This is a genomic window from Paracoccus yibinensis, from assembly GCF_030846195.1.
Taxonomy (GTDB): Bacteria; Pseudomonadota; Alphaproteobacteria; order Rhodobacterales; family Rhodobacteraceae; genus Paracoccus; species Paracoccus yibinensis.
In genome coordinates this window covers 355,572-369,011 of record NZ_JAVCWH010000004.1, presented here as the reverse complement: position 1 = coordinate 369,011, position 13,440 = coordinate 355,572, and the positions used below count along the sequence as shown (strand labels likewise).

The 13,440-nt window shown below is 65.8% G+C and carries 15 protein-coding genes; 13 read left to right on the top strand and 2 right to left on the bottom strand.

Features of this window, described 5'->3' with window-relative positions:
* Positions 1 to 94: GTP-binding protein (locus RAH32_RS12135; RefSeq protein ID WP_023878051.1), on the bottom strand; the 94-nt coding region annotated here is incomplete at its 3' end.
* A gap of 222 nt (positions 95 to 316) precedes the next feature.
* Between RAH32_RS12135 and RAH32_RS12130 the strand changes: the two genes are divergently transcribed.
* The 4 genes from RAH32_RS12130 (at position 317) to RAH32_RS12115 (ending at position 3,388) form a co-directional block, all read left to right on the top strand.
* On the top strand, positions 317 to 1,240 hold the full coding sequence (locus tag RAH32_RS12130) for a tellurite resistance TerB family protein (RefSeq protein WP_306608194.1): 924 nt from the start codon (positions 317 to 319) through the stop codon (positions 1,238 to 1,240).
* Positions 1,241 to 1,383: 143 nt separating this feature from the next.
* Positions 1,384 to 1,851, top strand: a complete 468-nt coding sequence (locus RAH32_RS12125; protein ID WP_306608193.1) for a c-type cytochrome — start codon at positions 1,384 to 1,386, stop codon at positions 1,849 to 1,851.
* A complete protein-coding gene (locus tag RAH32_RS12120) occupies positions 1,851 to 2,435 on the top strand; it encodes a cytochrome b/b6 domain-containing protein (RefSeq protein WP_306608192.1) in 585 nt (194 codons plus the stop codon). The genes RAH32_RS12125 and RAH32_RS12120 overlap by 1 nt, the downstream gene beginning before the upstream one ends.
* A gap of 53 nt (positions 2,436 to 2,488) precedes the next feature.
* Positions 2,489 to 3,388: an SDR family oxidoreductase gene (locus RAH32_RS12115; RefSeq protein ID WP_306608191.1), complete on the top strand. Its 900-nt coding sequence runs from the start codon at positions 2,489 to 2,491 to the stop codon at positions 3,386 to 3,388.
* A 250-nt stretch (positions 3,389 to 3,638) separates the two neighbouring features.
* Here RAH32_RS12115 and parC read toward each other — a convergent pair whose 3' ends face one another.
* On the bottom strand, positions 3,639 to 5,891 hold the full coding sequence (parC, locus tag RAH32_RS12110) for a DNA topoisomerase IV subunit A (protein WP_306608190.1): 2,253 nt from the start codon (positions 5,889 to 5,891) through the stop codon (positions 3,639 to 3,641).
* 122 nt (positions 5,892 to 6,013) lie between these two features.
* On the opposite strand from parC, the gene RAH32_RS12105 reads away from it, so the two are divergent.
* From RAH32_RS12105 to betC, 9 genes are all read left to right on the top strand, one after another.
* Complete coding sequence (locus RAH32_RS12105; protein WP_306608189.1) at positions 6,014 to 6,505, top strand: SH3 domain-containing protein; 492 nt, start codon at positions 6,014 to 6,016, stop codon at positions 6,503 to 6,505.
* Complete coding sequence (locus RAH32_RS12100; protein WP_306608188.1) at positions 6,502 to 7,320, top strand: SDR family NAD(P)-dependent oxidoreductase; 819 nt, start codon at positions 6,502 to 6,504, stop codon at positions 7,318 to 7,320. Before RAH32_RS12105 ends, RAH32_RS12100 begins: the two co-directional genes overlap by 4 nt.
* 27 nt (positions 7,321 to 7,347) lie before the next feature.
* Positions 7,348 to 7,551 carry a twin transmembrane helix small protein gene (locus tag RAH32_RS12095; protein WP_306608187.1) on the top strand — a complete coding sequence of 68 codons (204 nt, stop codon included), beginning with the start codon at positions 7,348 to 7,350 and terminating at the stop codon, positions 7,549 to 7,551.
* Positions 7,551 to 8,123 (top strand): cob(I)yrinic acid a,c-diamide adenosyltransferase, encoded by a 573-nt coding sequence (locus RAH32_RS12090; RefSeq protein WP_306608186.1) that lies wholly within the window; start codon positions 7,551 to 7,553, stop codon positions 8,121 to 8,123. The genes RAH32_RS12095 and RAH32_RS12090 overlap by 1 nt, the downstream gene beginning before the upstream one ends.
* A gap of 123 nt (positions 8,124 to 8,246) precedes the next feature.
* Positions 8,247 to 9,005: an electron transfer flavoprotein subunit beta/FixA family protein gene (locus tag RAH32_RS12085; protein ID WP_306608185.1), complete on the top strand. Its 759-nt coding sequence runs from the start codon at positions 8,247 to 8,249 to the stop codon at positions 9,003 to 9,005.
* On the top strand, positions 9,005 to 9,931 hold the full coding sequence (locus RAH32_RS12080) for an electron transfer flavoprotein subunit alpha/FixB family protein (RefSeq protein ID WP_306608184.1): 927 nt from the start codon (positions 9,005 to 9,007) through the stop codon (positions 9,929 to 9,931). Before RAH32_RS12085 ends, RAH32_RS12080 begins: the two co-directional genes overlap by 1 nt.
* 114 nt (positions 9,932 to 10,045) lie before the next feature.
* Positions 10,046 to 10,921, top strand: coding sequence for a 3-hydroxybutyryl-CoA dehydrogenase (locus tag RAH32_RS12075; RefSeq protein ID WP_306608183.1), 876 nt, complete (start codon positions 10,046 to 10,048; stop codon positions 10,919 to 10,921).
* An 84-nt stretch (positions 10,922 to 11,005) separates the two neighbouring features.
* Positions 11,006 to 11,941, top strand: coding sequence for a choline ABC transporter substrate-binding protein (choX, locus tag RAH32_RS12070; RefSeq protein WP_306608182.1), 936 nt, complete (start codon positions 11,006 to 11,008; stop codon positions 11,939 to 11,941).
* A 1-nt stretch (position 11,942) separates the two neighbouring features.
* Positions 11,943 to 13,436: a choline-sulfatase gene (gene betC, locus RAH32_RS12065; protein ID WP_306608209.1), complete on the top strand. Its 1,494-nt coding sequence runs from the start codon at positions 11,943 to 11,945 to the stop codon at positions 13,434 to 13,436.
* The last annotated feature ends 4 nt before the right edge of the window (positions 13,437 to 13,440 follow it).

The window sequence follows — 13,440 nt, the reverse complement described above, 5'->3', positions numbered from 1 at the left end:
TAGCCGCCGTCAGCGTCGTCTTGCCGTGGTCAACGTGACCAATCGTGCCAATGTTGACGTGCGGTTTCGTCCGTTCAAACTTTGCCTTTGCCATGGATGGCCTCCTGATCGCGGGGCATGGCGAAGACGGCCCCGAATTGACGTGCGCCGCGATGTATAAGCCCGCCTGGGAAAAATCAAGGGCGCCCGGAAGGCGGGACAGGCTCGCCGGACCTGCGTTCCGATTGCCCGGTGGAACCATTCAGGGCACAGTTCTGTTCGGGGGCGAACCGGGGGTGCCCCAAGTCTCGACACCCCGCATAGGAGGATGGATTCGATGAGCTTGATGAAAACCCTGGGCCGCGTGGCGGCCGGTGTCATTCTTGCCAAGGGCCTGGGCGCGGCCATGCAGCAGCGCCAGCAGGGCCGTCCGGGGCAGATCCCGCAGAACCGCGGCCAGGGCGGGCTGCTGGGCGATCTGTTCGGAAACAACACGCAGGCGGGCGCGGGCGGCAGCCTGAACGACATGCTGGGGCAGGTCCTGGGCGGCGGGCGCCCAGGCAGCGGGTCGCGCTATGGCGGGCCGCATTCCCGTGGCGCATCGGGCGGGCTTGGCGGGTTGCTGGATGGCCTGACCAACAAGGCCCGGACCGGAAGCAGCGGCAGCGGCGGCCTGGGCGACCTGTTGGGCCAGCTTGGCGGCGGCACCAAGACGCGCAGCGCAGGTGCCGGCGGAGGGCTTGGCGATCTTCTGGGAGGGCTTCTGGGGGGCGCCGCGGCGGGCGGCGTCGCGGGCGGCCTGGCACGCAAGGATTCCCAGCCGACCAATGATGCAAGCTTCGGCGAGTTGTTCAACGATGCCGTGGTCAAGCAGGGCGAACCCGAAGTCGCACCCACCCCCGAACAGAACGCCGTGGCGGGCCTGATGCTGCGCGCCATGATCCAGGCCGCCAAGTCCGACGGCACCATCGACGAGGCCGAAAAGCAGCGCCTGCTGGGCAAGCTGGGCGACGATCTGGACGATGATGAACGCCAGTTCATCCGCGAACAGATGGCCGCCCCCGTGGACCCCGAGGCCCTGGCCCGCGAGGTGCCGAAGGGATTGGAATCGCAGGTCTATTTGATGTCGGTCCTGGCCATCGACCTGGATCACGAGGAAGAAGCCCGCTATCTGGACCGGCTGGCCCGCGCGCTGAACCTTGATCGAGCCGCGGTCAATGACATCCACCAGGAAGTCGGCGTCACGAAGCTTTACTCGTGACCCCTTGCAGCAGCCCCTTCGGGGGCTGTTTTCGCATATCCGTGATTGCCCTTCGGTCTGATTGATCCAGAAGTTTGATTCTGCCACTCTTTTCCTGGAAGTCGCGTGATCATCATAGCCAGTCCCCTGCAAGGAGCCAGCCCATGACCCCCGTCAAAGCAGTTGTCATTACCCTCGGCCTTGCCCTTCCCGGCCTCGCCCTTGGGCAATCCGCCGACGATGCGGCCGAAAACGCGATCGAGGCACGTCACGGCTTCATGAAGATGCTCGGCATCAACATGGGCCAGCTTTCGGGGATGGCCAAAGGCGAAATCCCCTATGACGAGGCTGCTGCGTCGCGGGCGGCCGCCAATATCGTGGCGCTGACGCAATATGACGCCCCGGCGCTGTTCGTCGAAGGCACCTCCTCGGAGGAGAAGGACAACTCCGACGCACTGCCCGCGATCTGGGAAAAACCCGACGACTTCCGTGCCAAGTTCGCCGGCCTGGCGGAAGCTTCGGCAGGCAGCCCCGAGGCGGTGAAGGGCGGCCAGGATAATCTTGGCCCGGTGCTGCAAAAGATGGGGGGGGCCTGCAAGGCTTGTCACGACGACTACCGCAAGGCCGACTGATGCCGAATGCCCCGGCGCAGCGCGAACGGATCTGGGATCCGGCGCTGCGCGTCTTCCACTGGTCCCTGGCCCTGCTGGTCATTGCGAACTGGCTGCTGGGCAAGATCGGCCCCTCGGACATGACGCTGCATTTCTGGCTGGGCTATGGCATCATCGTGCTGCTGGTCTTCCGGTTGATCTGGGGTTTTGCGGGTCCGCCAGCCGCGCGTTTCACCCGCTTCATCCAGGGACCGCGCGCGGTGCTGGGCTATGCCCGTGAAATGATGCGTCCCCGGCCAAGCCACTGGCCCGGACACAGTCCTGTGGGCGCCTTGGCGGTCGTGGCGATGCTGGCGGTCCTTATCCTGCAGACAGCGACCGGGCTGTTCGCAGATCCCGATGACTACATCAATGTCGGCCCTCTCGCATCGACGGTCAGTTCGGACACGTCGCGAGCAGCACTGCGGTGGCATCATCGAGGCGCAGACCTGATCCTGATCCTGGTGCTGCTGCACTGGGCGGTCATCATCTTCTATCGCCTCTGGAAGCGCGAGGATCTGGTCCAGCCCATGATCACCGGCTGGAAATGGGTCCGGCGGCGTTAGGGGGAACCCCTACAGCCGCCGCAGGTTGGACAGGGCAACCGAAAGGAACCCCCATGTCCAGCAAACACCCCTTCCGCAGCGGCGCGATCAGCGACCCACGCTTGCCGGAACCCGATTTCCCCAAGCAGGAACAGGCTGCCCCTGGCCTTGCCTGCCGCATGGATCCCCTGCCCGATCACGGAGAGACCAGCTATCGCGGAACGGGCCGCCTGAAGGGCAAGCGCGCCCTGATCACCGGCGGGGACAGCGGCATCGGCGCGGCCGCAGCGATCGCCTTTGCCCGCGAAGGGGCGGATGTCGCGATCTGCTACCTGCCCGAGGAACAGGAGGATGCCGACAAGGTCCTGGCCCTCATCAAGGCCGAGGGCCGCAAGGCGATCTCCATCCCCGGCGATCTGAGGGACGAGGATTTCTGCAAGTCCCTGGTCGATCAGGCGGTCGAGGGTCTTGGCGGGCTGGACATCCTGGTCAACAACGCCGGCCACCAGCAGTTCTGCGAAAAGCTGGAGGATCTGACCACCGAAGCCTTCGACGCCACGATGAAGACGAATGTCTATGCGCCGTTCTGGGTCACGCGCGCGGCCCTGCCGCATCTGGAGCCTGGGGCCTCGGTCATCATCACCTCGTCCGTGCAGGCCTTCTCTCCGTCGGACATCCTGTTCGACTATGCGCAGTCCAAGGCCGCCAATGTCGCCTTCGCGCAGTCCCTGGCCAAGCAGCTTGCCCCACGCGGCATCCGTGTGAACGCCGTCTGCCCCGGCCCCTACTGGACCGCGTTGCAGGTCTCGGGTGGGCAACCCACCCAGAAAGCGGCCGAACACGGCAAGAACCAACCCCTTGGCCGCCCCGGCCAGCCCGTCGAGATCGCGCCGATCTATGTGCTGCTGGCCTCGGACGAGGCAAGCTACATCACCGGCGAATATTTCGGATCGGTCGGAGGCAGCGGCCTGTAAGATAAAATTCTTGCCTCCGGCGGGGATATTTTAAACAGAGTGAAAGGATTTCCGGGGCACAACGAAACCACGGTACAGGCGGGGACGCCGATGACCGTCCAGAGTGAAGGCCCCCTGCCTATCCGTATCATGCCGGCGCGGCAGGGGGACGCCCGTTCATTCTGGTTCCAAATATCCTGGGGAGTCCTTCGCTTGCGAAGGACGGGGCAAAGCCCCCAAGGAAATCACTCCGAAGGGCGTCAGCCCTTCGTCAGTTGAACTTGTTGTCCCTGGGAAATCCGCGCGGGGCCATGCTGCCGGCGGATGCGCGCTTGCCCAGCCAGGCGCTCAGGTCAGGCTCGGTGCGGGTCCGGCCGCCGCTTTCCTGCCAGCGAAGACCATCCGCCAGGGTGATGAAGGCCGCGTCCGACAGAGTGTCGTCTGCCACCAGCCCGCCGCCGCTGCGGTATTTCTGCAGCTTGACGCCCTTGCCGCGCGACATTTCGGGAAGTTCTGACAGCGGAAACACCAGCATCTTGCGGTTCGTGCCGACCACCGCAACGTGATCCCCGCTGACCGGGCGGCACAGCAGCGCCTCGCCGTTCAGCACCTGCTTGCCCGTCTTGGTCTGCGCCAGGATGTCGACAGCCGCGACGATGAAGCCATCACCCGACTTCGATGCCACTAGATATTTCTCGCCCTCGCGCCAGGGGAACATCGCGATCACCTCGGCCTCGTTCGGCAAATCGATCATCAGGCGCAAAGGCTCTCCCATCCCGCGCCCGCCGGGCAGGCTGTTGGCAGGCAGCGTATAGAAACGACCGTTCGAGGCAAAGATCATCAACTTGTCGGTCGTTTCCGCATGGATCGCCAGTCCGGGGCCGTCGCCGTCCTTGAACTTGATCTCGGCGTCCAGCGGCTGATGTCCCTTCATCGCGCGGATCCAGCCCATCCTGGACAGGATCACGGTCAGAGGTTCGCGTTCGATCATCGCATCCATGTCCAGCGGGGCGACCTCCTGGGCCTCGGCGATCTGGGTGCGCCGCTGGCCTTCGGGGCGCGACTTGCCGAACAGGTTGCGCACCTCTTTCAACTGGTCGCTGACACGCACCCACTGCGCGCGTTCATCGGCCAGCATCGCCTCCAAGACCTGCCGCTCATCCAGCAGGGCGTCGCGTTCGGCGCGCAGTTCGATTTCCTCAAGCTTGCGCAGGGCGCGCAGGCGCATGTTCAGGATCGCCTCGACCTGCACCTCGGTCAGGGCGAATTCCGCGATCATCACCGCCTTGGGATCATCCTCGTTGCGGATGATCTCGATCACGCGGTCCAGGTTCAGATAGGCGATCAGATAGCCTTCCAGCACCTCGAGCCGGGCGGCGATCTTGTCCAGGCGATGCGTCGCGCGGCGGACCAGCACGTCGCGGCGGTGGTCCAAAAAGGCACGCAGAACCTCCTTGAGCGAACAGACCCTGGGCACGCGCCCGTCGATCAGCACGTTCATGTTCATGTTGAAGCGGACTTCCAGGTCGCTGACGCGGAACAGCGCCCCCATCAGCTGTTCGGGATCGACCGTTCGGGCCTTTGGCTCCAGCACGATGCGGATGTCCTCGGCGGATTCGTCGCGCACATCGGCCAGGATCGGGATCTTGCGGGTCTGGATCAATTCGGCCAGCCGCTCGATCAGCTTGGACTTCTGGATCTGGTAGGGGATCTCGGTCACGACGACCTGCCACTGGCCGCGACCCAGATCCTCGACCGCCCAGCGGGCACGCACCCGGAACGCGCCGCGTCCGGTGCGATAGATCTGGGCAATGGTGTCGCGGTTCTCGACGATGACGCCGCCGGTCGGGAAATCCGGCCCTTGCAGGATGCCCGCCAAGGTATCGTCGCGCGCGTCAGGGGTCTTGATCAGGTGCAGGCAGGCGTCGATCACCTCGTGCAGGTTGTGGGGCGGGATGTTGGTGGCCATGCCCACCGCGATGCCCGATGCGCCATTGGCCAGCAGGTTCGGGAACGCCGCCGGCAGGACGACCGGCTCGGTCAGGGTGCCGTCATAGTTCGGGCGGAAATCGACCGCATTCTCGGCCAGCCCGTCCATCAGGCGTTCGGATGCCTGCGCCAGCCGCGCCTCGGTGTATCGGGCCGCGGCTGGGTTGTCCCCGTCGATGTTGCCGAAGTTGCCCTGCCCGTCCACCAGCGGATAGCGCATGGCGAAGTCCTGCGCCAGGCGGGCCATCGCGTCATAGATCGCGGCGTCCCCGTGCGGGTGATAGTTGCCCATCACGTCGCCGGTGATCTTGGCCGACTTGCGGAACGCGCCGTTCGGCGCCAGCCGCAATTCGCGCATCGCATAAAGGATGCGGCGGTGGACCGGCTTCAGCCCGTCGCGCGCGTCGGGCAGCGCCCGGTGCATGATCGTGGACAGGGCATAGGTCAGATACCGCTCGCCGATGGCGCGGCTGAGGGGTTCGGACTGGGTGTTGTCTTCGGGGTCGACGGGGGGTTCGGGGGGCAGGCTGGACATGCGGCATCAGATAGGGCGCGAAGCACCTGTGGTCCAGCATGAATCGCGGAACGGGGCCAAGGGCGTTGGCGTTGCCAGGCATCATAGGTTAACAAGATCCCGAAGGGTCGGCGGGGGCAAGGATGATCAGACTGGGCGCGCTGCTGCTGGCGACCTTGGCGGGCCTGTTCCTGGTCCTGACCATCTGGGGCGAGGGCAATCCCCGCGCCGCAAATCGGCCGGCCCCGGAAGTCCAGCCTGCCGCGCAAGATGCCGAAGCCCAGGCATCCGTCGTGCCTGAACCGCAGGTCGAACCCGCCGCCGTCATTCGGGCCGAATCGCAAACGCCCGAGCAGGTGCAGCGTTTCCCCGGCCCGGCGTTGCGTCCTTCGCCCGAACATGCGGGCGAAACACCTGCCCCGGAACTGCCTGACGGACCGGTGCTGTATGTGACCGGGGACAGGGTGAACATGCGGGCGGGACCATCGACGAACGACAGGGTCGTCGCCTCGCTGACGCGGGGCACGGCGGTCCAGCCGCTTGGCCCGCCGGATGCGGAATGGGTCAATATCCGCGATGCCAATGGCCGCACGGGCTATATCGCGGGGCGCTTCCTGTCGGCCACTGCCCCATGACGGGCCGGATCCTGATCACCGGCTGTTCGTCGGGCATCGGCCTGGACGCCGCACGCCGGATGCAGGCGATCGGCTGGCAGGTCGTCGCCACCTGCCGAAAGCCCGAGGACATTGCCGCGCGCAAGGCCGAGGGGATGGAATGTCATCACCTGGAACTTTCCGATCCCGACAGCGTGGCCCAAGTGGCCGATCAGGTGCTGGCAGGCGGCCCTCTGGACGCCCTTGTCAACAACGCAGCCTTCGCCCTGCCCGGCGCCGTCGAGGACATGCCGCGCGGCGCCCTGAGCGCGATCTTCGAGGCGAACCTGTTCGGCACGCATGACCTGACCGTCCGCCTGATCCCGCATTTCCGGGAAAACGGCGGGCGGATCGTCAATATCAGTTCGGTCCTGGGGCTGATCGGCATCCGCTGGCGCGGTCCCTATGTGGCGACGAAATTCGCCCTGGAAGGGCTGACCGACGTCCTGCGGCTGGAAATGGCAGGCACCCCCGTCAAGGTCATTCTGATCGAACCGGGTCCGATCGCCAGCCGCATCCGCGTGAATGCCATTCCGCATTTCGAACGCTGGGTAAACTGGCAGAACAGCGCCCGCGCCCAGGAATACCGCGACACCTTGCTGAAGCGCCTTTACCAGCCATCCGGCAAGGACAGGTTCGAGTTGCCGCCGTCGGCCGTCAGCGACCGGATCGTCCACGCCCTGACGGCGGCGCGGCCCCGCCCCCGCTATTACGTGACGACGCCGACCTGGATTTCGGGCGCGGCGCGACGGCTTCTTCCCACGCGTGCACTGGACTGGTTCGCGCGCCACGGCTAGGGTCCCAGGCCAACGAAAGGCGGCACGATGACCGACAGTCCTTTGTTCTACGTGATTGCGCTGGCGATGCTGGCGGTTCTGGCGATCCTGGCCACGGGGATCGGCGGCTTCGCCAAGGGCGGCGAATTCAACCGAAAGCACGGCAACCGGATGATGCGCTGGCGCCTGATCGCGCAAGCGGTGGCGGTGGCGCTGATCATGCTGTTCGTCTGGCTTGGAGGAGGCCGCTGATGGTCGTCCTCAACCGCATCTATACCCGCACGGGGGACAAGGGCGATACGGCCCTGTCGGATGGCAGCCGCGTCGCCAAGCACGATCCGCGGGTCGAGGCCTATGGCACCGTGGACGAGTTGAACGCGACCCTGGGCCTTTGCCGCCTTCATGCGACGGGCGACCTGGCCGACCGGCTGGCGGTGATCCAGAACGACCTGTTCGACCTGGGCGCCGATCTGGCCCGCCCGAACATGGCCGCCGACGATCAGGCGGGGTATCCTGTCCTGCGCATGATCGACGCCCAGGTGACGCGGCTGGAATCCGAAATCGACGCCATGAACGCCAAGCTGAACCCGCTGCGCAGTTTCATTCTGCCGGGCGGTTCGGCTCTCGCCGCGCATCTGCACCTGTCGCGCACCGTGGCCCGCCGGGCCGAACGCCGGGCGACTGATCTGGCGACCGGGGGCGACGTGAACGGGGCGGCGATACGCTATCTCAACCGCCTGTCCGATTGGCTGTTCGTCGCGGCCCGTGTCGCCAACAACGGTGGGGCCGACGATATCCTGTGGGTACCGGGGGCAAGCCGCTAGGTCAGACAGCAATATCGAATGCTGGCGCAAACGCTGCGTCGGTGGACGCTTTTATGTTGTAAACCGCGCCGGTCCGTCGGTAACACTGCCCCCGACAAGCAGATACGAAGGGGAGATCGCTCCATGAAGATCCTGGTGCCCGTGAAGCGGGTTATAGACTACAACGTGAAGGCCCGGGTTCGTGCGGACGGGTCTGGGGTTGACCTGGCGAACGTGAAGATGTCGATGAACCCCTTTGACGAGATCGCGGTCGAGGAGGCGATCCGGCTGAAGGAGCAGGGCGCGGCGGAGGAGGTCGTGGTGGTCTCTATCGGCGTGAAGCAGGCCCAGGAAACGCTGCGCACGGCGCTTGCGATGGGGGCGGACCGGGCGATCCTGGTGGTGGCCGCGGACGACGTGCACCAGGACATCGAGCCCCTGGCGGTGGCCAAGATCCTGAAAGCCGTGGTCGATCAGGAACAGCCCCGCCTGGTGATCGCGGGCAAGCAGGCCATCGACAACGACATGAACGCGACGGGCCAGATGCTGGCGGCGCTTTTGGGCTGGGGCCAGGCGACCTTTGCCTCCAAGCTCGAGATCGCGGGCGATGCGGCCAAGGTCACCCGCGAGGTGGACGGCGGGCTGCAGACCATCGAGGTGCGTCTGCCCGCCATCGTGACGGCCGACCTGCGCCTGAACGAGCCGCGCTATGCCAGCCTTCCCAACATCATGAAGGCCAAGAAGAAGCCGCTCGAGGAGAAGACCGCGGGTGATTACGGCGTCGATGTCACGCCGCGTCTCGAGATCGTGTCCACCCGCGAGCCGGAAGGCCGGCAGGCGGGCATCAAGGTGGGATCGGTGGACGAGCTGGTCTCGAAACTGAAAGAAGCGGGGGTGATCTGATGGCTGTTCTTCTTCTGGCAGAGGTGACGGGCGGCGTTCTGAACCGGGACGCGACGGCCAAGGCGGTCGCGGCGGTCGGGGCCCTGGGCGAGGTGACGGTGCTCTGCGCGGGCGCCTCCGCGCGGAGCGCCGCCCAGGAAGCCGCAGGTATCGCCGGCGTGGCCCGTGTCCTGGTGGCCGAGGATGCCCGCTATGGGCACCGCCTGGCCGAACCGACCGCCGCGCTGATGGCCGCGCTTGCGGGGGATTACGAGCATATCGCCGCGCCCGCCACCACGGACGCCAAGAACGTCATGCCCCGCGTGGCGGCCCTTCTGGACGTGATGGTGATCCCGGAGGTCTCGAAGGTGGTGGACGCCCAGACCTTCGAGCGCCCGGTCTATGCCGGCAACGCCATCCAGACGGTGCGCTCGCGCGACGGCAAGAAGGTCCTCACCATCCGCACCGCCAGCTTCGACGCGGCGGGCGCGGGCGGTGCCGCCCCGGTCAGCGACGCCAGCCTGGCCGATGATCCGGGCCTGTCGTCCTGGCTGGGCGACGAGGTCGCGGCCTCGGACCGGCCCGAACTGACCAGTGCGAAGCGGGTGGTCTCGGGCGGCCGGGCGCTCGGCTCCAAGGAGCAGTTCGCGATCATCGAGGCCCTGGCCGACAAGCTGGGCGCCGCCGTGGGCGCGTCCCGCGCGGCGGTGGACAGCGGATACGCCCCGAACGACTGGCAGGTGGGCCAGACCGGCAAGGTCGTCGCGCCCGAGCTTTACGTCGCCGTGGGCATCTCGGGGGCGATCCAGCATCTGGCGGGCATGAAGGACAGCAAGGTCATCGTCGCCATCAACAAGGACGAGGAAGCCCCCATCTTCCAGATCGCAGACTACGGCCTGGTGGGCGATCTGTTCCAGCTGGTGCCGGAAATGACACAGAAAGTGTAAGGGGAAGGCAAGTCCTTACCCTTCCCGCAGCCGCCCCCAGACGGGGGCGGTTTTGCGTTGCAGCAGCGCAGCGCCCGCCCTATCGTCCCGCCAACTCAGGAAGGACGGGACGCCATGACGATTGAGACGGTTGGTGTGATCGGTGCGGGCCAGATGGGCAACGGGATTGCGCATGTGTTTGCGCTTGCCGGCTATGACGTGCTGCTGACCGACATCAGCCCCGAGGCGATGGACAAGGCCCTGTCGCTGATCGAGCGCAACCTGGAACGCCAGGTCACCCGCGGCAAGATCGACGCCGATGCGAAGAAATCCGCCATGGCCCGGATCCGCACCACGCTGCGGCTGGCCGACCTGGGCCAGTGCGACCTGGTGATCGAGGCCGCGACCGAGCGCGAGACCGTCAAGCAGGCGATCTTCGAGGACCTGGTCCCGCATCTGAAGCCCACCACGATCCTGACCTCGAACACCTCGTCGATCTCGATCACGCGGCTGGCCTCGCGCACCGACCGGCCCGAGAAGTTCATGGGCTTTCACTTCATGAACCCGGTCCCGGTGATGCAGCTGGTCGAGCTGATCCGCGGCATCGCCACCGACGAGCCGACCTACAAGGCGCTCCACGAGGTGGTGGAAAGGCTGGGCAAGACGGCGGCCAGTGCCGAGGATTTCCCGGCCTTCATCGTCAACCGCATCCTGATGCCGATGATCAACGAGGCGGTCTATACGCTCTATGAAGGGGTGGGCAACGTGAAGTCCATCGACAGCGCGATGAAGCTGGGCACCAACCATCCGATGGGTCCGCTGGAACTGGCCGACTTCATCGGGCTGGACACCTGCCTGGCGATCATGAACGTGCTCCACGACGGCCTGGCGGATACCAAGTACCGCCCCTGCCCGCTCTTGACCAAGTATGTCGAGGCCGGATGGCTGGGCCGCAAGACCGGCCGCGGCTTCTACGACTATCGCGGCGAAACACCCGTTCCGACACGGTGAGAGGGGCGCATGTCGCTTTCAGGCGCGACGGCGGCCGCGATCCGTTCTTGATTGAGCGGAAAAGCAAAGTCCAAAAGGAGGTAGATGATGAAGGCTTTGACGATGACGGCCGCCATGCTGCTGGCCGCGACGGCCCTGCCCGTCCTGGCGGATGATGCCGCCACCTGCGGCACGGTGCGCTATTCCGATCCCGGCTGGACCGACATCACCGCGACGAACGGCGTCGCGGCCGTCGTGCTCGAGGCGCTTGGCTATACGCCCGAGATCTCGACCCTCTCGGTGCCGGTGGGCTATGAGGCGCTGAAAGGCGGCCAGACCGACGTGTTCCTGGGCAACTGGATGCCGGCCCAACAGAAATTCCGCGATGACCTGGATGCGGCAGGCACCATCGAGGTGCTGGCGCAGAACCTGGAGGGCGCCAAGTTCACCCTGGCCGTCAACAAGGCGGGCGCCGATGCAGGGGTCAAGGATTTTGCCGATCTGGATGCGCAGAGGGAGGCCTTCGGCGGCAAGATCTATGGCATCGAACCCGGGGCCCCCGCGAACCAGTCGATCCAGGCGATGATCGACGCGGATGAATTCGGCCTGGGTGACTGGCAACTGGTGGAGTCCGGCGAGCAGGCGATGCTGGCGCAGGTCACCCGCAGCGGCGACAGCCCTGTGGTCTTCCTGGCCTGGGCGCCGCACCCGATGAACGAAACCATCGACATCACCTATCTGTCGGGCGGCGACGCGCAGTTCGGCCCTGACTTTGGCGGCGCGACCGTGCATACCTTGGCGCGCAAGGAATGGGTCGCAGCCTGTCCCAATGCCGCCAGGTTGTTCAGCCAGTTGGTCTTCGACGTGCCGATGGAAAACGTGCTGATGGGCAAAATCCTGGACGACGGCATGGACCCCAGGGAAGCCGCAAGGGAATGGCTGGCCGAAAACCCCGAGGCTGCGGACGCATGGCTGGAGGGCGTGACCACGCTGGATGGCCAGCCGGGCACGGATGCGGTGAAGGCAGCAGTTGCCGGGTAAGATCTTGAAGCCGAATATCCTGATCCTGATGGCCGACCAACTGTCGGGGGTGCTTTTCCCCGACGGCCCTGCTCCTTTCCTGCACACCCCGAACCTGAAGCGCCTGGCCGAACGGTCCACGCGCTTCGCCAACACCTATACCGGCAGCCCGCTTTGCGCGCCCGCGCGGGCCAGCTTCATGTCGGGGCAGTTGCCACGGCGGACGCGCGTCTATGACAACGCGGCGGAATTCGCCTCCGACATCCCCACCTATGCCCACCACCTGCGGCGGGGGGGATACCAGACCAGCCTGTCGGGCAAGATGCATTTTGTCGGTCCCGACCAGCTTCACGGGTTCGAGGAACGGCTGACCACCGACATCTATCCCGCCGATTTCGGCTGGACCCCTGACTACCGCCGCCCGGGCGAACGGATCGATTGGTGGTATCATAACCTGGGTTCGGTTACGGGCGCAGGCGTGGCCGAGATCACCAACCAGTACGAATACGACGACGAGGTGGCCTTCAACGCCTGCCGCAAGCTTTACGACCTGTCGCGGGGCAAGGACGACCGGCCCTGGTGCCTGACGGTCAGCTTCACGCACCCGCATGACCCCTTCGTCGCGCGGCGCAAGTATTGGGACCTTTACGAGGGCAGCCCGGAACTGGAGCCGCCCGCGGCCATTGCCTATGACGACATGGACCCGCATTCGCGCCGCCTGATGGATGCCTGCGACTGGCGGGCCTTCGACATCACGCCGGATCATGTCCGCCGTGCGCGCCAGGGCTATTTCGCCAACATCACCTATGTGGACGAGAAGATCGGCGAGATCCTGGACGTGCTGGAGCGCACCCGGCAAGAGGCGATCATTCTGTTCCTGTCCGACCACGGCGAGATGCTGGGCGAACGCGGGTTGTGGTTCAAGATGAACTTCTTCGAAGGCTCGGCCCGCGTGCCGCTGATGATCTCGGCCCCCGGCATGGCGCCAGGCCGCGTCGATCAGCCGGTCAGCACCATCGACGTGCTGCCCACGCTTTGCGATCTGGCGGGGCTGCCGATGGACGAGATCGCGCCCTGGACGGACGGCAAGTCGCTGGCGCAAGGGGCGGTGCGCGGCCCGGTGCCGATGGAATACGCCGCCGAAGGCAGCGTGGCGCCCATGGTGGCAATCCGTGACGGCCGGTGGAAATACGTTGCCTGCAACGCCGACCCCGAGATGCTGTTCGACCTGGAGATCGACCCGGAGGAACGCGACAACGTCGCGGGCGATCCCGGCCATGCGGTGCCGCTGGCCCATCTGCGCGTCCTGGCGATGCAGCAATGGGACCTGGACGCCTATGACGCCGAGGTGCGCCAGTCGCAGGCCCGGCGCTGGATCGTCTATGAGGCGCTGCGGAACGGCGCCTACTATCCATGGGACCACCAGCCGCTGCAACTGGCGTCGGAACGATACATGCGCAACCACATGGACCTGAACGTGCTGGAGGAAAACCAGCGATTCCCGCGCGGCGAGTAAGGGA